This window comes from Streptomyces shenzhenensis (assembly GCF_003688995.1).
GTDB classification, from domain to species: Bacteria; Actinomycetota; Actinomycetes; order Streptomycetales; family Streptomycetaceae; genus Streptomyces; species Streptomyces shenzhenensis_A.
This window is the reverse complement of sequence record NZ_PENI01000009.1, coordinates 217,827-237,236: the sequence shown is the minus strand read 5'-3', so window position 1 is coordinate 237,236 and position 19,410 is coordinate 217,827. Positions and strand designations below refer to the sequence as shown.

Annotated in this window: 12 protein-coding genes and 2 pseudogenes; 5 read left to right on the top strand and 9 right to left on the bottom strand. The window is 70.6% G+C overall.

Going from position 1 to position 19,410, the window contains the following annotated elements:
- Positions 1-237: 237 nt before the first annotated feature.
- Positions 238-2,073, top strand: a complete 1,836-nt coding sequence (locus CTZ28_RS17305) for a glycoside hydrolase family 97 N-terminal domain-containing protein (RefSeq protein WP_183154438.1) — start codon at positions 238-240, stop codon at positions 2,071-2,073.
- On the opposite strand, the gene CTZ28_RS17300 is transcribed toward CTZ28_RS17305, so the two are convergent.
- The 4 genes from CTZ28_RS17300 to CTZ28_RS17285 are packed head-to-tail and all read right to left on the bottom strand — an operon-like array spanning position 1,966 to position 6,881.
- The gene (locus CTZ28_RS17300) at positions 1,966-3,204 is read right to left on the bottom strand and encodes an XdhC family protein (protein WP_121890303.1); all 1,239 of its coding nucleotides are present in this window, start codon (positions 3,202-3,204) and stop codon (positions 1,966-1,968) included. The genes CTZ28_RS17305 and CTZ28_RS17300 overlap by 108 nt on opposite strands.
- Complete coding sequence (locus CTZ28_RS17295; RefSeq protein ID WP_121890302.1) at positions 3,197-5,317, bottom strand: xanthine dehydrogenase family protein molybdopterin-binding subunit; 2,121 nt, start codon at positions 5,315-5,317, stop codon at positions 3,197-3,199. Before CTZ28_RS17295 ends, CTZ28_RS17300 begins: the two co-directional genes overlap by 8 nt.
- The gene (locus CTZ28_RS17290) at positions 5,314-6,306 is read right to left on the bottom strand and encodes an FAD binding domain-containing protein (protein WP_121890301.1); all 993 of its coding nucleotides are present in this window, start codon (positions 6,304-6,306) and stop codon (positions 5,314-5,316) included. The genes CTZ28_RS17295 and CTZ28_RS17290 overlap by 4 nt, the downstream gene beginning before the upstream one ends.
- Positions 6,303-6,881 carry a (2Fe-2S)-binding protein gene (locus tag CTZ28_RS17285; protein ID WP_121890300.1) on the bottom strand — a complete coding sequence of 193 codons (579 nt, stop codon included), beginning with the start codon at positions 6,879-6,881 and terminating at the stop codon, positions 6,303-6,305. Before CTZ28_RS17285 ends, CTZ28_RS17290 begins: the two co-directional genes overlap by 4 nt.
- Before the next feature lie 346 nt (positions 6,882-7,227).
- Between CTZ28_RS17285 and CTZ28_RS17280 the strand changes: the two genes are divergently transcribed.
- Positions 7,228-7,806 (top strand): TetR/AcrR family transcriptional regulator, encoded by a 579-nt coding sequence (locus tag CTZ28_RS17280; RefSeq protein WP_121890299.1) that lies wholly within the window; start codon positions 7,228-7,230, stop codon positions 7,804-7,806.
- A 152-nt stretch (positions 7,807-7,958) separates the two neighbouring features.
- On the opposite strand, the pseudogene CTZ28_RS17275 reads toward CTZ28_RS17280, so the two are convergent.
- A pseudogene (locus CTZ28_RS17275) lies at positions 7,959-8,225 on the bottom strand (carboxylesterase/lipase family protein); the annotation flags it as partial.
- Between CTZ28_RS17275 and CTZ28_RS17270 the strand changes: the two are divergent.
- Positions 8,222-9,574, top strand: a pseudogene (locus CTZ28_RS17270) (LuxR C-terminal-related transcriptional regulator); the annotation flags it as partial. The pseudogenes CTZ28_RS17275 and CTZ28_RS17270 overlap by 4 nt on opposite strands.
- A 46-nt stretch (positions 9,575-9,620) precedes the next feature.
- Here the strand turns inward: CTZ28_RS17270 and CTZ28_RS17265 are convergent.
- Positions 9,621-11,150, bottom strand: coding sequence for a glycosyltransferase family 39 protein (locus CTZ28_RS17265; protein ID WP_398656116.1), 1,530 nt, complete (start codon positions 11,148-11,150; stop codon positions 9,621-9,623).
- A 128-nt stretch (positions 11,151-11,278) separates the two neighbouring features.
- Here CTZ28_RS17265 and CTZ28_RS17260 point away from each other — a divergent pair, with 128 nt between their 5' ends.
- Together CTZ28_RS17260 and CTZ28_RS17255 are read left to right on the top strand one after the other, a co-directional pair.
- Positions 11,279-11,959, top strand: coding sequence for a response regulator transcription factor (locus CTZ28_RS17260; RefSeq protein WP_121890297.1), 681 nt, complete (start codon positions 11,279-11,281; stop codon positions 11,957-11,959).
- Positions 11,946-13,439 (top strand): sensor histidine kinase, encoded by a 1,494-nt coding sequence (locus CTZ28_RS17255; RefSeq protein WP_121890296.1) that lies wholly within the window; start codon positions 11,946-11,948, stop codon positions 13,437-13,439. Before CTZ28_RS17260 ends, CTZ28_RS17255 begins: the two co-directional genes overlap by 14 nt.
- An 86-nt stretch (positions 13,440-13,525) precedes the next feature.
- On the opposite strand, the gene CTZ28_RS17250 is transcribed toward CTZ28_RS17255, so the two are convergent.
- From CTZ28_RS17250 to CTZ28_RS17240, 3 genes are all read right to left on the bottom strand, one after another.
- Positions 13,526-15,580, bottom strand: coding sequence for a phosphocholine-specific phospholipase C (locus tag CTZ28_RS17250; RefSeq protein ID WP_121890295.1), 2,055 nt, complete (start codon positions 15,578-15,580; stop codon positions 13,526-13,528).
- 226 nt (positions 15,581-15,806) lie between these two features.
- Positions 15,807-18,098, bottom strand: a complete 2,292-nt coding sequence (locus CTZ28_RS17245) for a carbohydrate-binding protein (protein ID WP_121890294.1) — start codon at positions 18,096-18,098, stop codon at positions 15,807-15,809.
- A 222-nt stretch (positions 18,099-18,320) separates the two neighbouring features.
- Positions 18,321-19,376 carry a LacI family DNA-binding transcriptional regulator gene (locus CTZ28_RS17240; RefSeq protein WP_147481161.1) on the bottom strand — a complete coding sequence of 352 codons (1,056 nt, stop codon included), beginning with the start codon at positions 19,374-19,376 and terminating at the stop codon, positions 18,321-18,323.
- Positions 19,377-19,410: the final 34 nt, after the last annotated feature.

The following is a 19,410-nucleotide window of genomic DNA, read 5'->3' as shown; positions in this document are numbered from 1 at the left end:
TTACCGCGGCGGCAACCTTCGCTTCGTACTGCCCCGAAGTCAACGGCACTTGCAGCAATTGGTGGACGCACCGCAGGAGTTGGGCCCGGGGCGCTACTGGTCAGGCAGACGGTTGACCGCCGCCATTTGGGCGCCGAAGGGTTGACGTCACGAGAAAGCGCTTGTTACAACGTTGCAACAGCGTGACATCAGGATGCGCCCCCGTGCTGCGGCCAACGACCTGTGATGGAGCGTGACATGGCCAGTGATCCCAACCGCCGTGCCGTCCTCGGGGCCACCGCCGGTGCGGTACTCAGCGGGGCGCTCACCGTGCCAGCCACCGCGTCCACCGGGCCACCCGGCGACGCCGTGATCGTCTCGCCGAACGGCAGATTGCGGGTGGCGGTGCGGGTGGCGGACGGACGGCTTCGCTACGAGGTCACACGCCACGGACGGGTCCTGGTGGCCTCTTCCGGGCTGGGGCTCGACCTGGACGGGCGCCCCTCGCTCACCGGCGGACTGGTGCTGGAGTCCGTGCGGCGCAGGACGATCGACGAGCAATGGCGGCCGGTGTGGGGGCCCGACGCGCTCGTCCGCAACCATGCCCGGGAAGGCGTGCTGCGGACCGTGCAACCGGCGACCGGGCTACGGCTGGAGCTGGTCGTCCGGGTCTTCGACGACGGTGTCGGCTTCCGCTACCGCCTGCCGGCCCAGACCGGGCTCGACACCTACACCGTGACGGCCGAGAGGACCGAGTTCTCCCTGCCACCGACCGCCACGAGTTGGTCGCTGGCGGCGGGCACGGACTGGAGGGCCGACGAGCGGCACTACCGGCGAGCCCGGCTGGCGGACGTGGAGACCGCCCAGACCCCGATGTCACTGGCCACCAAGGGCGGTGAGTACATCGTGGTGCACGAGGCGGCGCTGATCGACTATCCGAGCATGACCCTCGTGGCCGACGGCGACCGGCCCGGCACCTTCACCAGCGAGCTGATCAGCCTCCCCGACGGAGCGAAAGCACACCTCAGGGGCGAATTCGCCACCCCTTGGCGCACACTTGTCATCGGCGGCCGGCCCGGCGATCTCGCCGAATCCCATCTGATCGAGAACCTCAACGAGCCGTGCGCGATAGGGGACATGTCGTGGATCTCGCCCGGCACGTACGTCGGAGTCTGGTGGGAACTGCAGCGGCGTCACACGACGTGGACCGAGGGACCACGTCACGGTGCGACGACGGAGCGGGTCAAACGTTACATCGATCTCGCCAGGGCGGCGGGCGCGCGCTCCGTGCTCGCCGAGGGCTGGAACACCAACGCCGGTGGCAGCTGGACCGGTCAGGACTTCCTCACGCCTCAGGCCGACTTCGACCTGGCGGAGGTACTGCGCCATGCCCGGGCCAACGGCGTCGGGTTCACCGCGCACAACGAAACCCGCGGCTTCGTGGACCACTACGAGCAGCACCTGGAAACGATCTTCGCGCGATACGCGGAACTGGGCATCCACTCGGTCAAGACCGGCTACGCCACCAAGTTCGTGCTGGGCGGGGTCAACCGCAGCCACTTCGACCAGGAAGCGGTGCGCCACTACCAGCGTGTCGTCGAGACGGCGGCCCGCCACCAGATCATGATCATCGCGCACGAGGCCATCAAGCCGACCGGGCTGGCGCGTACCTACCCGAACATGATGACCGGCGAGGGGGTCGCCGGCATGGAGCAGCACAACTACATGGGCCCACTCGGCAACCCGCCGGAGCAGGCCACGATCCTCCCGTTCACCAGGTTCATGGGAGGGCCGGCCGACTACACCCCGGGCGTACTCAACGTGACCTGGGACCCGGCCGGACTCGGTACCCGCGTCCAGACGACCGTTGCCGATCGACGTCCGCACCGAGACGGTCAGGGCGTCGACCGTCCTGAAGCTGCGGCTCGTCGCGGGCGGAGGCACGGCGATCCGCTTCCGCCCCGTGTGGCACTGACCGTCGGGCGTTCACGAAGTTCGGTCGGCTGCGGCACCATCGTGGCTGCTCGGGCCCGCGCGGCGGAGCCGCAAATCAGTACAGCCCCGCGCCCCTTCGGGGCGCTGTCGGCCGGATGAGCGGTGGGCGTGGGCTGTTCCGCTGTGGTGGATCGGTGTTCCCGTGCCGGTCAGTGGGCGGCCCGTGCCGCCTCTGCGGGCCGCGACGATCTCCGCCGCGATCGACAGGGCGGTCTCCTCGGGCGTACGGCCCCCGAGGTCGAGTCCGATGGGTGACCTCAGACGGGCCACCTCCCCCTCGTTCAAGCCTACTTCACGCAGCCTACGGTCCCGGTCGGTGTGGGTACGGCGCGAGCCCATCGCGCCCACGAAGGCGACCGGGAGCCGTAGCGCGACCTCCAGCAGGGGGACGTCGAACTTGGCGTCGTGCGTCAGGACGCACAGAACGGTGCGTCCGTCGGTCCGGGTGCCCCGCAGATAGCGGTGCGGCCAGTCCACGACGACCTCGTCCGCCTCGGGGAAGCGGGCCGGTGTGGTGAACACCGGTCGGGCATCGCACACCGTGACGTGATAGCCCAGGAACTTGCCGGCCCGCACCAGCGCCGCGGCGAAGTCGACCGCGCCGAAGACGATCATCCGCGGCGGCGGAGCGCCGGCCTCCACGAGCAGGGTGAGCCCGTCGGGGCAGTGCGAGCCGTCCGGTGACAGCTCGACCGTGCCCGTACGGCCTGTGTCGAGCGCTGCCCGCGCCTGCGCCGCGGCCGTGCGGTCGAGGTCCGCGTGAATCCCGAGGCCGCCCTCCACGGAGTCGTCGCCGTGGACGAGCAGAGTGGCACCGAGGTGCTCGGGCGGCCCCTCGACGACCCGGACCAGGGCCACCGGCTCGCCCCGTTCCGCGGCGTCAAGGGCGGAGCTCAGCAATGCCCTGACCGGCGTGTTCGCGAACACGGGTGTGACCATCACGTCGAGGACGCCGCCGCAGGTCAGGCCCACGGCGAAGGCGTCCTCGTCGCTGTATCCGAAGCGCTCCACAGCGCTCTGCCCGGTGTCCAGCGCCTGAGCGCACAGATCGTAGACCGCACCCTCGACGCAGCCGCCCGACACCGAGCCGATGACGGTGCCGGCCCGGTCGACGGCGAGGGCGGCGCCGGGGCCGCGGGGGGCGCTGCCGCCGACGGACACGACGGTGGCGACGGCGACGTCACGGCCGTCGTCCAGCCATTCCTTCAGCTCAGGCAGCAGGTCAAGCATCGCTGCCTGCCGTGAGGACACGGCTCGGGCGGATGGGCAGGCTGCGATGCCGCACGCCGGTGGCGTGCCAGACGGCGTTGGCGATGGCAGCCGCGACACCAACGATACCCACCTCGCCGATGCCCTTGATGCCGACCGGATCGTGGGGGTCGGTGTCGTCCACCCAGTCCGCCTCGATGCGCGGCACGTCGGCGTTCGTGGCCACGTGATATCCGGCCAGATCGGCGCCGACCGGGCCACCGAAGGCCGGATCGCGCACGGATTCCTCGTGCAGGGCCATGGAGATGCCCCAGGCCATGCCGCCGGTGAACTGGCCGTGTGCGGTCAGCGGGTTGACGATACGGCCGGCGGCGAAGATGCCGAGCATGCGGCGTACGCGCACCTCACCCGTGGCCGGGTCCACGGCGACCTCGGCGAACTGGGCGCCGTAGGAGTGCCGTTCCATGTTCGCGAGCGCGGCGATCTGCGCGGTGGTGTCCGAGCGCACGGTGATCCCTTCGGCGGGGATCGCCATGCCGGGAACAAGTCGCTCCAGCAGGTCGCGGGCGGCCGCGATGACAGCCATGGACCAGGAGCGGGTGCCCATCGAACCGCCCGCAATCATCGCGGAGCCGAACTCGCTGTCCCCGATCCGCACGGTCACCCGCTCCGGTGCGACGCCGAGGGCGTCGGCCGCGACGAGGGTGAGCGCGGTCCGTGCGCCTGTACCGATGTCGGCCGCGGCAATCCGCACGGTGAAGCGGCCGTCGGCCTCGGCGGTGACGGCGGCGGTGGAGGGGGCGGCTCCCGCCGGGAAGGACGCGGCGGCGGTGCCGGTGCCCAGCAGCCAGCGGCCGTCGCGCCGCACACCCGGCCGGGGATCGCGCTGCGCCCAGCCGAAGCGGCGTGCGCCCTCCTCGAAGCAGGCGCGCAGGTTGCGGGTGGCGAAGGGCAGGCCGGAGACCGGGCCCTTGTCAGGCTCGTTGCGCAGCCGGAGTTCGATCGGGTCGATCCCGCACTTCTCGGCGAGTTCGTCGAGGGCGGACTCCAGGGCGAAGGATCCCGGCGCCTCGCCGGGCCCGCGCATGTAGGTGGGGCTGGGCACGTCGCGCCGTACGACGCGGTTCTCGGTGTGGTGGGCGACGGCGTCGTACAGCACCCGTGCCACGCCCGCGCTCGGCTCGACGAACTCGTACACCGTGGAGGTACGGCTCACCGAGCGGTGGTCCAGGGCGCGCAGCCGCCCTTCGGTGTCGGCCCCGAGCCTGACCCGCTGGACGGTGGGGCTGCGGTGGCCGGCCAGCGCGAACATCTGAGACCGGGTCAGAGCCACGCGCACCGGCCGCTGGAGGATCGTCGCCGCCATCACGGCCGCCACCTGGTGAGCGCGTACGCCCTTGCTGCCGAACCCGCCGCCGACGTGCTCAGAACGCACCCGGACCGACGCGGGGTCCAGCGAGAACAGGCTCGCCAGCTCGCCGACCACCCAGGTGGTGCCCTGGTTGGAGTCGACCACCTCCAGCCGGCCGTCCTCCCAGCGGGCGGTCGCCGCGTGGGGCTCCATGGGGTGGTGGTGTTCCTCCGGCGTGGTGTACTCCTCGTCCACGACGGTGGCCGACGCGGCCAGTTCGGCCTCCAGGTCGCCCTTGTCGGTGACACCTGGCATGTGACCGTCCACGGGATGAGCGTCCGGGTGGTCCCCCGTGAACTCGATGTCGTGCGGGAGCGGTTCGTACTCGACGACCAGGGCCTCGGCCGCTTCCCGTGCCTGCTCGGGCGTCTGAGCGACGACCAGGGCCACCGGCCAGCCCACATGGGGCACAGCGTCGTGCTGGAAGACGGCGCAGGTGGGGTCCGGCCTGCCCAGCATGCCGACGTAGTCGGTCTCCAGGCGTGCGGCATTGCGGTGGTCCAGGACGGCGACGACACCGGGCATCTCAAGGACGGGGCCGCTGGCGATGTCGCGGATGCGGCCCCGTGCCACGGTGGACAACACCAGCCATCCGTAGGCCAGTTCGGTGAAGGGGATGTCGCCGGCGTAGCGTGCCGCGCCGGTGACCTTGTCCCGGCCCTCCACCCTCACGTGACCGGTGCCGACCGCGCGTACGGCGGCCTCTTGTGCGGTGGTGGTCATAGCGCGGCCTCCTCGGCGAGCTCGCTCAGCACGGCCACGGTCAGGTTGTGCATCAGGGTCACCTTGTATCCGTTGTGCGGCAGCGGCCGGGCCGCGGCGAGTTCGGCCGCAGCGGCGGCCGCGTATGTCTCGGCGGTGGCGGGCGCCCCGATCAGGGTCCGCTCCGCGGTACGGGCGCGCCAGGGCCGGGAGGCGACCGCGCCGAACGCGAGGCGCGCGTCGTGCACGGCTCCGTCACGGATGTCGAGGGCGGCGGCGACGGAACCGATCGCGAAGGCGTAGGAGGCGCGCTCGCGCACCTTGCGGTACCGGGAGCGGGCCGCGACCGGCACCGGCGGCAGGAAGACGCCGGTGATCAGTGCACCCGTCGGCAGCGCCGTCTCACGGTGCGGGGTGTCGGCGACGGGCAGATACAGCTGATCGAGCGGCAACTCGCCCTGCCCGTCGGCGGTTTCGTAGTGCACCACGGCGTCGAGGGCGGCCAAGGCCACGGCCATGTCCGAGGGGTGTACGGCCACACAGGTCTCGGACGCACCGAGGATGGCGTGGTTGTGGTGCTCGCCGCTGCGGGCCGGGCAACCGCTGCCAGGGGCCCGCCTGTTGCACGGCTTGGTCGTGTCGGTGAAGTAGGCGCAGCGGGTGCGCTGGAGGAGGTTCCCGCCGACCGTGGCCATGTTGCGCAGCTGACCGGAGGCACCGGCGAGCACCGCCTGGGTCAGCATCGGGTAGCGGCTGCGGACGTCGGGGTGGGCGGCGAGGTCGCTGTTGGTGACCGTCGCGCCGATGCGCAGTCCGCCGTCCGGGGCCGACTCGATGCGGTCCAGGGGCAGTTCACGTACGTCGACGAGGCGGCCGGGTCGCTCCACACCGCTCTTCATCAGGTCGACCAGGTTGGTGCCGCCGGCGAGGTAGCGCGCGTCCGGATCGTCGCCGAGGAGAGCGACGGCACCCGACACGTCGGACGCCCTGCGGTAGTCGAACTCCCTCATGCGGCGGCCTCCCCCAACGGCTCCGGCACGCCGGCCGCTGACGAGGCGTCGGCCTCGGCGGCTCGTGCGACGGCCTCGACGATCGACGTGTAGGCACTGCAACGGCACAGGTTGCCGCTCATCCGCTCCCGGATCTCCTCGGGGGTCAGCGGCGTCGGCCCGGCCGCCGGACGTACGTCACCGGAAGCGGCGCTCGGCCATCCGGCAGCGTGCTCCGCGAGCATGCCGATCGCCGAACAGATCTGTCCGGGTGTGCAGTAGCCGCACTGGTAGCCGTCGAGATCGATGAACGCCTGCTGCACCGGATGCAACCGGTCGCCGTCCGCGACGCCTTCGATGGTGGTGATCTCGCGCCCTTCGGCCGCGACGGCGAGTTGCAGACAGGCCACCGTCCTGTGGCCGTCGACCAGAACAGTGCAGGCACCGCACTGGCCTTGGTCGCAGCCCTTCTTGGTGCCGGTCAGATCGAGCCGCTCGCGCAGAGCGTCGAGCAGGGTGGTGCGGTGGTCGACGGGCAGCGTGTGCTTCTCGCCGTTGATATGCAGGGTGATGACGCTGGACGTCGCTAAGCCCATGAGCAACTTCCTTCAGATGCACGGTACTTGGGGTGAGCCGGCCTCGGGCGCCGGAGGAATGGGGCGGCTGCCTGGAGTGCGCGTCGCCGTGATGATGCGCGGCAGCGCTGGTGATGTCCGGGGCGCTTCCAAGAGGTGGGGGGCGTCGATGCGGACGCTCGGGTGGCACGAATTACGCGGCAGGGCAACAGATGGACGACGTTGACGGCAGCAGCGGACTGACGTGCGGGCCATGGTCGCAGCTAGAGTGGACCCCAACCGGAAAGCTGTCCGCTACCTGAAAACTAGCGGACGGTTGTCCACTTAGCAAGGGTGCGCTCATGCCACGTGCCTTGAGGAGTGACGAGTGCAGCACAAGAAGGAGACCCCCCTGCGCTCGGACGCGCAGCGCAACCGTGAACGCATCCTGAGTGTCGCCATCAGTGAGCTGACGCAGTGTCCGGACGCACCGCTCAGCGCCATCGCCAAGAAAGCGGGGGTCGGCCAGGGCACTTTCTACCGCAACTTCCCCAACCGGGAGACCCTGGTCCTGGAGATCTACCACCATGAGATGCAGCAGGTCGCCGACACCGCGGCCCACCTGCTCCAGGAACTGCCGCCGCCGCAGGCCCTGCGCACCTGGATGGACCGGCTGGCCGAGTTCGCCATGACCAAGGCGGGCCTGGCCGACGCGATCCGCCTCGCCACCGGCGCACCGGGCGGCCCCGCGAAGCCCTCCCCCGCACCCGTCGCGGACGCGGCCGAACTTCTGCTGCGCGCCAACGAGGAAGCGGGCACCATCCGCCCTGGTGTCAGCGCCGACGACTTCATGCTCGCCATCGCGGGCCTGTGGCAGTTGACCCCGACCGAGGACTGGCGACCGCGCGCGGCCCGGCTTCTCGATCTGGTCGTCGACGGGTTGCGGGCAGGCGCGCCCCGGCCGTGACCCGCAAGGGCAAGGCCGCACGATGGCCAGGTACCTGATGCGCGGCCTGGGAGCCGTCCTTCGCCCGTCACTCGCACCACACCGGTGACACCAGGCGGCTGCGGTGCATGTCGAGTCGTCCTCGAAGCAGGTGCGTACCGCGTGTACCTCGGTCAGATCCAGGACTGCCGTTCCTGGCGTCGAGGGTCGTTGACCTGTGTCCACTCGGTGTCGATGCGCATCGTGGCGCGGCGCTCGGTGTCGTACGGGTCCCAGCCGGGGTTGCCGGTGGTGGCGAAGCGGACCCACGCCTCGTGCATGCGGGTGGCGAGCTCGGCGGGGGGCTTGTCGGGGCCCAGCAGGGCGCTCGCACCCCGCAACTGGGGCAGCTGCGCGAGGTCGAAGACGAACGGGAGTTCCACTGTGTGGGTGGCGCCGACTGGCCGACGCCGCCGAGGAGTTGGCTCTCGCGCAGCCTGCCACCGCGCTTGACCTCCTGGCCGGCGCCGCCGTCGTCCGCTTCTACTGCGGAGAGGACGCCCAACGGCGCCGCGTCCAGACCGCGCTACGGCGCCTTCCCGAGGACGCGTCGGACGCGTGGTTGCGCACCTGGGTGCGGACCGTGTCCGATCCCTTCGACGACAGGACCGGACTTCTCTCCCTGCTCCCGCAGGTCGCCGCCGAAGCGCGCCGCCCCGACCGGCTCACCGCGTTCGCGGTCATGGCCTGGCTGCTGGACGAGACCCCGCAGGCCGTCCGCGCCTTCGACGAAGCCTTCGACCGCTGGGGAATGCGGGGACCGCTGCCGGACGGGCTCGGTGGCGCGGCCGCCTGGAGCTATGTGGAACAGGGACGATGGGGGCGCGCCCGGGAAGCCTGTACCCGCAGCAGCGCGCTCGGTTCCACGGCCGGCCTCGACCACGCCGTGGCGTGTGCGGCCGCGGTGGACGCCACTGTGCTCGCCTACCAGGGGGACGTGGCCGCGGCCCGCGCCCGGGCCGCGGACGCGCTCGCCCTGATCGACCCGCTGGCGAGCCGCTCGGTAGCCGTCTACGCCCGTCGTGCGCTCGGCGCCGCCGCCCTCGCGGAGGGCGCGCACGAGGCGTAGTACGACCAACTCCGTACGGTCTTCACGCCGGATGGCGCGCCCGTGCACTACCACGCCTCGTATCCGGCCCTCGCGGATCTGGCCGCCGCCGCGGTGCGCAGCGGCCGCCGCGAGGAGGCCGCCACGATCGTCGAGCGTTCCGCACGCGCCCTCGCCGCGGGCGCCTCACCCCGCCTGCGCGCACTGATCGACCGCGCCCGCGGCCTGCTGGCAGAGCCCGAGGACGCCGAGCCGCACTTCCGGGCGGCCCTGGCCGACCCCGTGCTCGAGCACTGGCCCTTCGAACGCGCCCAGGCCCTGCTGGACCTCGCCGAGTGGCTGCGGCGCCGGCGACGCATCGCCGAGGCACGAGCGCCGCTCACCGAGGCCCTGGAGACCTTCCGGCGCCTGGGCGCCCGCCCGTGGATCGAGCGCGCCCGGGCCGAATCACGCGCCGCCGGCCTCGACGTCATGGACTCCTCCCCCGACGCGCTCGCCCGGCTCTCCCCGCAGCAACAGCAGATCATCAGGCTCGCCGCCCGCGGCCTGACCAACCGTGAGATCGGCGAGAGGCTCTTCCTCTCCCCCCGCACGGTCAGCTCCCACCTCTATCGCAGCTTCCCCAAGCTGGGCATCACCGCCCGCTCCCAGCTGCGCGACCTCGTCGAAGGCACCCTCGCAACCGCAGACCACCGGGGCTGAGGCCACGCCCGGCGACACACCGCGCCGAGGAAACGGAACTCCGCCGTCACCTCATCGACCCACCGCTCGCTCCCGGGCTGTTGGGTCCAGGACCGGCTTTCGGAGACGGGTCGTGGTCCCGGACATAGACGGTGACTCGCGCCCCGTTGACATGGGTTGTTCCGTACTCGCGGAAGTGGCGTCGCAGGGTGCTTGTCTTCGCTTCCTCCCGCGGGTTGGCCGACGCGTGCGCACCCGCCGCGCGGACCGCGACGATCCGGTCGAATTCCAGCATGCGTGCCGCAATATCCTGGGCGGGAAGCTCGACACCTGCAAGTGTGTTCGACGAAACGGGGTCCTGTGCCAGGGCCAGATCCGTCAGGAAACGGGTGTCCTCGGGGTTGGCCGCGGTCAAGATCCGGTGCCGGCCGGAGAGATAGAGCAGCCCGTCGCCGGGTCGGCCTTCCTTGCGTACGGCGGCGCCGATGGCGGTGACGTCATCGCTCCGGCTCTCGGGCGTCCTCAGCGAAAGGCTCGGCGGGACGAGCGCGGCCAGTACGGCAGCCACCGCGATCCACACGTTGCGGGAAGACCGCTGCCGTCGGTGGAAGTGATCCATCCAGGCGCCCAGCAGCAGGGCGATTCCGATATTGCTGTAGAGCACATACCGGTCGACGAAAAGCGGCTTGACCAGTGAGGCGCTCAGCAGCAGAAGGCCCGGAAGCACAAGAATCGGCACAGCCAGCACGGAAAGCCGTACGGGCCCCCTCACCCCCAGGGGCGCTCGGGCACACACCACGCCCACGACCGCCACAACCAGGAAATACCGCAGCCGTACCGGTCCGCCGATCCAGGACACCTGCTCCGACTGCCCCGCACTGCAGATCGCCAGCGGCAACAGCCCGGCCACAACACCCGCGGCAGTCACACTCCACGCCCTCAGCACAGGTCGTGGAACACGGGAGACGACCAGTGTGACGCCGTGTGCAACCAGGGCGAGGACCGCGAACTCGTGGAGCAGACAGGCCAGCAGCATGGTGGAGCCATAGACCGCCCACCGCCACCGGGCGCGATGCGGGACGCTGACCACGAGCGCATAGGTGGCCCAGGTGACCAGGGCACACACCATGGCATACGAGCGGCCTTCCTGTGCGTACTTCTGTACCTGGGGAAGGAGCGGAAACACCAGCCCGGCCAGCAGCCCGGCACGGGGTCCCGCCAGGCGTAGCGCCAGAAGCCCGACTCCGCTCGCCGCCACGGACATCGCCAGCACAGACGGCAGCCGCAACGTCAGCAGCCCTCCGCCGAAGAGACCGAAGATCTCATGCATCACGGCGTAGTAAAGGGCATGGACCAGATCAATGTGCTGGGCGGTGTGCCATATCTGCGAGAGATCGCGGTGCGCGAGCTGATAGGTGACGGACTCGTCCCCCCACATGGTGTTCTTCCTGCGGATGCCCCAGAGCCCCAGAGCGATGGTCAGCGACAAGGGCGCGATGACGACAACGGCTCTCGCCGGGCCCGGTGATTGCCGACGGGCGGGTACGGGAGGGTAAACCGCCCTGACCACGGCGGGGGCACGTTCATCGAGGGACATCGGCGACAGGGCCTTTCAGCAGTGGCGAAGACGTGCCGCCAGCGTGCCCGGACCTCGTTGACCGGTTGCTGACCCAACCTGACCGGCCGATCAGGAAGGCGGGCCGGCGCCGTGCGAGGCTGGACCACATGCGCATCCTGGTGGTCGAAGACGAGGTGGACCTTGCCCACACCCTGCACACCGGTCTCACCGCCGAGGGCTACAGCGTCGACCTCGCCCATGACGGCCGGCAGGGCCTGTGGATGGCCCGGACCGGTGAGTACGCCCTGGTCGTGCTGGACCTGATGCTGCCCGGACTCAACGGCTACAAGGTCTGCGCCCAGCTGCGCCGGGAGGGCAACGCGACCCCCATCCTGGTGCTCACCGCCAAGGACGGGGACTGGGATCAGGCAGAGGCCCTGGACACCGGGGCCGATGACTACCTGGCCAAACCCTTCTCCTACATGGTGCTCGTCGCACGGCTGCGGGCCCTGGTCAGACGAGCCGCCACGGCCGCCCCGCCCGTCCTTGCCGTGGGCGACCTCTCGTTGGATGTCGCCGGCCGGGTCTGCCGCCGGGCCGGGACCCGGGTGGAACTCACACCCCGGGAGTTCGCCGTGCTGGAGCTGCTGGCCCGCCGGGCGGGCCAGGCGGTCTCCAAGACGGATCTGCTCTATCATGCGTGGCCCGACGAAGCCCAGGATCCCAACCTGGTGGAGGCGCGTGTCAGCGCCCTCCGCAAGAAGGTGGACACCGCGTTCCACCGGCAGTCCCTGCAGACCGTACGGGGTACCGGCTACCGGCTGGTGGACGACCGTGAACGCGACTGAGCCGCGACGCCGCTGGTGGCCGCGTTCGGTACGAGCCCGCGCAGCCCTGGCCGCCGCCGCGACCGCCGCCGCCGTCCTGGTGGGAATCGGCTGGTGGGTGCACCATGAGGTCTACGGCCAGAGCAAGCGGATCGCCGAAGAACAAGCCCGGAAACATCTCCTCGCTCTCGTCGATCAGCTGAACGAGGGTGCGGTTCCCGGTCGCAGAAGCGCCGTGCCGTACGAGGTTGTCGCGACCGGCCGACGCACCGCTGTCGCCTCCGGCGGAGGCATGGACGACTTCGATCCCGGCGCCCGCCATGTGCTGCCCGCCCCATCCGCGCTCTCCGCCCCACCGGATGACAGTGCGGACTGGTCCTATACGGTCCGTCCCCTCCGCATACCGGTGCGCCACGACTACAACCCCGGGAGCGGAGTCGACATGGCCGGCGGGACCTACCCGGTCATGTACATCGATATCTGGGCCGGTGAACTGAGCAGCGCCAAAGCCGCCGCTCTGGGCGTCACCGCCGACGCCACGCTGCGGGCCTATGTGGTGGTACTTCCGGACACAGCCGAGGCGATCACCAGGACCACCGACGGCCTGCTGCTGCGGGCCGGGATCGTCAGCCTCGTACTGATCGCCGCCGCCGCCTACTTCACCGTCCGCATCGCGCTGCGGCCGGTCGAAGCGATCCGCGTGCTCACCGCCTCGGTGACCGCGAGTGACCCCCGTGAACGTGTCACCGTCCCCGCCACGGGACACGAGATCACCGCCCTGGCCACCACCATCAACAGCACCCTCCAGCGCCTCGACAACGCCGCCGCCCAGCAACGCCGATTCGTCGCGGACGCCGCCCACGAACTGCGCAGTCCCCTCACCACGCTGCTGGCCAGCCTGGAAGTCGCGCTCGCCTACCCGGAACGCACCGACTGGCCCGCCGTGGCCACCACCGCCGCACGACAGACCCGCCGCCTCCAGGACCTCGCCGAAGACCTGCTGCTCCTCGCCCGCCTCGACACCCGCACCCCCACAGCCGGCCCCGAAACCGTGGACCTGGCAGCCCTCGCCTCCCGGCTGACCGAGCAATACCCCCTCACCGAACGGCCGTTGACCCTCAGCTGCGACAGCACCGCCCCCGCACACGCACACGGAAATCCCGCCGAATACGAACGGCTGCTGCGCAACCTCATCGACAACGCCGCCCGCCACGCCGCACACCGCATCCAGATCACCGTCCGGAACCAGGGCGACCGGGTCGTCCTCACGGTGCACGACGACGGACCGGGCGTGCCCGCCGAGGACGCCGAGCGCATCTTCGAACGCTTCGTCCGGCTCGACGACGCCCGCTCTCGCGACCAAGGCGGCACCGGCCTGGGCCTCGCCATCGCCCGCGACCTGGCCCACCGCCACCGAGGCACCCTCACCCTCACCCCCCGGACCCTCGGAGCATGCTTCCAGCTACGCCTTCCCCGAGCCCCCACCCCAGCCAAGAAATAGCGCGCTTCACCGTGACCGCACCGGCCACCCCATGAGACGCCGCTGGTCGGCAGAGTGAGCCCGGCGCCCCGCGACGCCGGGTCGGGTCAGACGGTGGCGGTCGCCGGGTCGCTGGTGCTGGCCGCGCCGGTCTCCACGTGGCCGGCGAAGCGCCGTACGAACGCGCTGTCGCCGCTGGAGGTGACGGTGACGTCGTACCAGTGGTGGCCGGCGGGCACGCCCCAGGCGGGGACCGTGCGGGAGGCGCCGGGCTGCACGGTGTACGAGTAGTGGTCGTTCGGCGCGTACGCGTCGGTGGCGGTGAAGGTGACGGCGGTGCTGCCGGCATTGCTGAACGTCAGCGTGACCTGTCCGGCGGCGTTGTCATGGCGGGCGGTGACCTCGGGGCCCACGGCGGTGTTGGTCCCGGCCTGGCGGCGCAGGAACCCGTTGGGGCCGTACACGGAGAAGTCGTAGCGGGTGCCCGGCAGCGCCCAGCTGTCGGTCAGGCTCTTCCCGCCCTCGACGGTGTAGGGCCAGGGACCGTCGCTGCGGGTGGCCGAGGTGACATGGAAGGCGGCCCCGGCGGCGCCGAGGCCGGCGAAGGTGAACTGCATGCGGCCGCCCACCGCCTTGGTGTCCACGACCAGGTCGTACGGCAGCGGACGGGCGTTGCGCAGGCCGCTCTCCTGCTTGGGCAGCGTGCCGGTGGCCGGCGGCGCGGGCACGTAGTCGCCGGGGTTGCCGTGGTTCGGCGGGGCGTAGCCGCTCGTGTCGGGCAGACCGGGCACGCCGGCGTCGCTGCGGGAGAAGTCGAAGGCGGAGGTGAGGTCGCCGCAGACGGCGCGGCGCCAGGCGGAGACGTTGGGGTTGTGCACGCCGAACCGCTTCTCGATGAACTGCACGATGGAGGTGTGGTCAAAGGTCTGCGAGCAGACCCAACCGCCGGTGCTCCACGGGGAGATGGCGAGCATGGGCACGCGCGGCCCGAGCCCGTACGGCCCGGCGCCGTAGCCGGACGATCCGCCGAACAGGTCCTGCGTCACGTCCGCGGTGGACAGGCCGCGGGCCGCAGAGGCGGGCGGGAACGGCGGGACCACGTGGTCGAAGAAGCCGTCGTTCTCGTCGTAGGTCAGCAGCAGGACGGTGCGGCTCCACACGTCCGGGTTCGACGTGAGGGCGTCCAGGACCTGCGAGACGTACCAGGCACCGTAGTTGGCGGGCCAGTTGGGGTGCTCGCAGAACGCCTCGGGCGCGGCGATCCAGGAGACCTGCGGCAGGGCGCCGGCGGCCACGTCGGCCCTGAGCCGGTCGAAGTAGCCGTCGCCGCCGGCCGCGTGGGTCCCGGTGCGGGCCCGGTCGTACAGCGGGTTGCCGGCCTGCGCGTTGCGGTACTGGTTGAAGAAGAGCAGCGAGTTGTCGCCGTAGTTGCCGATGAACGCGTCGCTGGTCCAGCCCCAGCCGCCGGCGGCGTTCAGCCCGGTCCCGATGTCCTGGTAGACCTTCCAGCTGATGCCGGCCTGCTGCAGGATCTCGGGGAACGTGGTCCAGGAGTAGCCGGCCTCCTCGTTGCCGAGCACCGGACCGCCGCCCTTGCCGTCGTTCCCGGAGTAACCGGTGTACATGTAGTAGCGGTTGGGGTCGGTGGAGCTGAGCATCGAGCAGTGGTAGGCGTCGCACACCGTGAACGCGTCCGCGAGGGCGTAGTGGTACGGGATGTCCTGGCGGGACAGATGGGCCATCGTGGTCGTGGACTTGGCGGGGATCCACCGGTCGTACGCGCCGCCGTTCCACGCCGCGTGCGTGCCGGCCCAGCTGTGATCGAGGTCCTGGATGAACTGCATGCCGAGGCGGTCGGCGTCCGGGCGGAAGGACAGGGTCTCGCGCCCCGACGCGGCGGCCTGGTGGAAGGCCGTCTTCCCGGACGGCAGCACGAGCGGGCGCGGGTCACCGAAGCCGCGGACCCCGCGCAGCGTCCCGAAGTAGTGGTCGAAGGACCGGTTCTCCTGCATGAGGACGACGACGTGCTGGACGTCGGCGAGTGTGCCGCTCCCTGCGGCGGGCGGGATGGACGCGGCGCGCGCGATCCCGGCGGACAGGCTGGTCGCCGCGGCTGTGCCCGCGGCGAGTTGCAGAAACCTTCGACGGCTGACGTCGGTCACGAAACACTCCTGGGTGTCCGGTGGGGGCTCACACTCGAGGACTGCCCCGGGCGAATGGCCCGGAGCGTGCGGGACGCGCGGGGTGCGATCGCCGAGATGGACGACATCACGTGCTGGTCATGACGTGACCCTTGGGGTCGGCTGCCGCCTTGCGCGGGGCTCCCGGCCCTACGTGTGAGGGCGTCGGGCCGGGAGCCGGTCCGTGGGTGCGGCCGACCGGGCTGGGTCAGGAGTGCCAGCAGGCCCAGCTGTTCGGGTCGTCGGCGTTGGCGGCACGGGAGAAGACGCTCGCCGCGTACGGGTAGCCGTAGGTGCAGGCGTCATCCATGCTCATGGAGACGTGGTTACCGCCGGGGGTGACGCAGTGCCAGTCGTTGGCGGTGGTGCCGTCGAGGCTGACGCCGCCGGTGTTTCCGATCGACTTGCAGAAGCCGTTGAGGTCGAGACCGCCGGAACTCTGGAAGGTGGGGGCCTTGGTGAGGGTGACGGTGGTGGAAGTGGTGCCGGCCGGCAGCTCGACCGTCCCGGCGGCCGAGTTCACGGTGCCCGCGGTGGCGGAGGCGATGTTCCCGACGAAGCCGGGGACCTGGAAGGACACGCCGCCGGCGGGGCTGTCACCGCTCAGGCTCAGCGTCACCGCGGAGCCGGTGCTGGTGATGGTGGCGCCCATGCGGTGGCCGTCGGCGATCGGGACGTTGGTGGCGCTGGTCCTGGCGCCGGAGCGCAGCCATTCTGTGGGCAGGCCGCGGCCGACGATGACCTGTCCGTCGGACTTCTCAGCGACGAGGGAGTCGAGCAGCACCTTGGAGGCGTTGGCCTGACCCCACATATGAGGGCTGGAACCGGTGCCAGCGGTGGCGTGCGTGCCGGGTGACCAGTTGGTGGACCCGGCGGTGGGGATGCCCTCCCACCAGGAGAACGGCGCGCTCTGCGAGTTCGTGATCATGAACTGGTAGTCGTACACGCCTTCGGCGCGGTAGTCGGCGGAAGCGAGCCCGGCCTCCCCGTACCCGGCGTTGTAGCCCGTGCTGAAGCCGGTGTAGCCGCCGTAGGTGTGCGGGGGCAGCCCGGAGAGCTTGGCGAATCCGTTCTTGTAGGTGGAGTCGAGCATGGCGGCCATCGGGCCGCTCTGCTGGGCGCCGAAGAGGTAGCCGTCCCAGTTCCAGCGGCCGAACAGGAACAACGCGGCCCAGTTGGCGTTGTTCTTCTGCCCGCAGGCGTTGCCGTCGTTGGGCGCGTCCACGGCGCAGGGGATGTAGTCGAGGTGGTTGGCGTTGATGGTGTTGGTCAGCGCCGTGTTCACCGCGGACAGCAGGGTGTTGTAGGTCTGCTGCGCCCAGTTCGCCTCGGCGGTGTTGCCGAGCTTGGCCGCGAGGTAGCGGTAGGCGGTCAGGCCCATCAGGGCCTCGGCGTTGTCGACGGTCCAGTAGCCCACGCTGTCGATGTCGTAGGTGGCCTTCATGACGCCGCCGGGCCCGGTCGCGTCGGTCTGGATCTGGTGGGCCTCGGTCCGGATGCGGCTGAAGTTGCTCTGCACGAGGGCGGTGTCGCCGGTCTTCTGCAGGTACACGGCCCAGGGCCAGGGGAAGGTCCAGTGCCCGTCGTCGTAGTTGGCCGGAGAGTTGTTCGGGTCGAACTGGGTGAGCTGGGTCCTGGCGTCGGAGAGGTCGCCCTGCGCGAAACGGTTCACGAGCATGCCGACGAGGTCGTGGTTCCAGACCTCGTCGTAGCCGTTCTCCCCGACGTTGAGCGCGGTGCCGTCCTTGACGATCTCGCCGTAGATCATGCCCGCCTTGTACGCGTTGACCAGCCGCGGGTCCGGCAGGTCGAGCTGGGCGATCTCCTTGAGCCGGCCGTCCCAGTGGGCGGTCATGTGCGCGTAGCGGGAATCGTACGAACCCGCCGCAGCCAGGCTGCTGTTGGCGGGCCACGGGTACGTGGCCCCGAAGCGGTCGACGGCGATGACGTAGTCGTGCGAGACCGTCTGACCGGGCTGCACCGTGTTGCCCGCGTTGTTCAACGGGATCAGGCCGGACGAGGGTGCCGGATCCTCGGTGTGGGCCACCGTGTCGTGGTTGGCCACGGTGACACGGGAGTAGACGGCGACGTAGTCGTTGCCACCGGTCGTCACCTTGTCGCCGAAGTTGGTGATGGTGACGGTGGTGTTGTCGCGCTGAAAGCTGGTCACCAGTGCCGGGTAGTAGCCGCCGGCGTTCGACCACTGGAGAGATGCGGGGTTGTTGTAGATCCCGAACCTGGCAGTCGTGTTCTTCCCGTCGCGGATGTCGAAACTGCCGTCCCGGTGAGCGATGGCGGCGTCTTTGTCTCCGTCCCAGCCGATGACCGCGCTGTCGACCTGGGTCGTGCCGGCGCGGGCCGGAACCGCGTGGAGGGTCTGGACACCGGCGGCGAAGCCGACGAGGGCGAGCCCGAGGGCCGCGCTGAGGAGGCGTCGGCGCAGGGTTCGGTGGCGGGGAGGTCCGTCGGCCGACAACAGCGACGGTGTGATGCGACTCATGGCGGTTCCTGGGGTGGTCGGTCGCCAGGATGAGCGGCGACAAGGTCTGATCGTGCTCTGCGGTGGCCGTGGAGGCCGGGTGCCGCGGTCAGCGAGAGACAGTGTTTTTTTGAGCGCTCAAACGCGGCCATCCCAAGGAACCAATCGATCCTGAGCATGTCAAGGGTGTGCGCACCGATTGCTCTGTCCGGCATCGGCCTGGTGATCAGCGGGCAGGTGATGCTACCGCCGCGGCCTCGCGGGCCGGGCGCTGGAGGACCGAATGACCAGCTGGGGTTCCAACAGCTGGTGTCCGGGACCCGCCTCATCAGTACCGAGCAGGGCCGCGACGACCTGTTGCCCCACCAGCTCGATGGGCTGCCGGATGCTGCTGAGTTCCAGGGCGGCCGCCGTGGGCGTGTCATCGAAACCGACGACAGCGAGGTCGCGTCCCACCTCGAGCCCCCATCGCTGAGCCGCCTGCATGGCACCCACGGCCAGCGTGTCGGTGGCCGTGACGATGGCGGTGGGGGGCTCGGAGTGTTCGAGCAGCCTGAAGGTGACCTGGATGGCCGCTTGGACCGAGTCCTCGCTGCGCGCGTCCAGGACTCCACAGGCCGAGGCGAGACGGTGGCTTTCGACGGCTTGGTGCCAGCCACGTGCTCTGCGGTCGCCTATGGTGCGACCGGACGGCCAGCCGAGGAACGCGATGCGGCGATGACCGCGATTGACCAGGTGGTCCACGGCGAGGCGAGTGCCCAGGACATTGTCCACGTCGACCCAGGGATAGGTGTCGGCGCCCGCATCCGTCCGTCCGAACGCGACGAACGGAACCCCCATGTCGAGCAGCGCCTTCGGGCGTCGGTCGTCGGCTGTCAGGTCGTACAGGACGAATGCGTCGGCGGCTCCTCCGCGGTGGAGCCGGCCGACGCTGTCGATCTCCGCGGACTCGTCCTCGGCGGAGAACAGCAACAGATGGTGGTCGGCCGCCCTACCGGCCTCGGCCAGAGCATGCAGAAACCTGTCCTGTATCGAGGTGAGGGCTTCGGGAGCCAGCGGGCGGATGTGGTAGCCGATCATGTGTGAGGTACTGCGCGCCAGAGCCTGCGCCTGGCGATTGGGCTGGTAGCCGAGCCGGGAGATGAACTCCACGACGCGCTCCCGGGTGGCGGGGCGCACACGCTCGGGCGCGTGCAGGACATTGGACACGGTCTGCCTGGACACTCCCGCCGCCCGTGCCACGTCCTGCAGGGTGGGAGCGCTTCCGCCCGCCGGCTCACGGTGCCCCGGTTCCGCCATGTACGCCTCCGGTGTCCTTCTGCTTCACCCGCAC

Bases quoted from the DNA above. Each gene is read 5' to 3' on its own strand.
- CTZ28_RS17245 (WP_121890294.1), bottom strand. From the start codon at position 18,098: ATGAGTCGCATCACACCGTCGCTGTTGTCGGCCGACGGACCTCCCCGC.
- CTZ28_RS17295 (WP_121890302.1), bottom strand. From the start codon at position 5,317: ATGACCACCACCGCACAAGAGGCCGCCGTACGCGCGGTCGGCACCGGT.
- CTZ28_RS17260 (WP_121890297.1), top strand. From the start codon at position 11,279: ATGCGCATCCTGGTGGTCGAAGACGAGGTGGACCTTGCCCACACCCTG.
- CTZ28_RS17290 (WP_121890301.1), bottom strand. From the start codon at position 6,306: ATGAGGGAGTTCGACTACCGCAGGGCGTCCGACGTGTCGGGTGCCGTC.
- CTZ28_RS17285 (WP_121890300.1), bottom strand. From the start codon at position 6,881: ATGGGCTTAGCGACGTCCAGCGTCATCACCCTGCATATCAACGGCGAG.
- CTZ28_RS17305 (WP_183154438.1), top strand. From the start codon at position 238: ATGGCCAGTGATCCCAACCGCCGTGCCGTCCTCGGGGCCACCGCCGGT.
- CTZ28_RS17240 (WP_147481161.1), bottom strand. From the start codon at position 19,376: ATGGCGGAACCGGGGCACCGTGAGCCGGCGGGCGGAAGCGCTCCCACC.
- CTZ28_RS17265 (WP_398656116.1), bottom strand. From the start codon at position 11,150: ATGTCCCTCGATGAACGTGCCCCCGCCGTGGTCAGGGCGGTTTACCCT.
- CTZ28_RS17300 (WP_121890303.1), bottom strand. From the start codon at position 3,204: ATGCTTGACCTGCTGCCTGAGCTGAAGGAATGGCTGGACGACGGCCGT.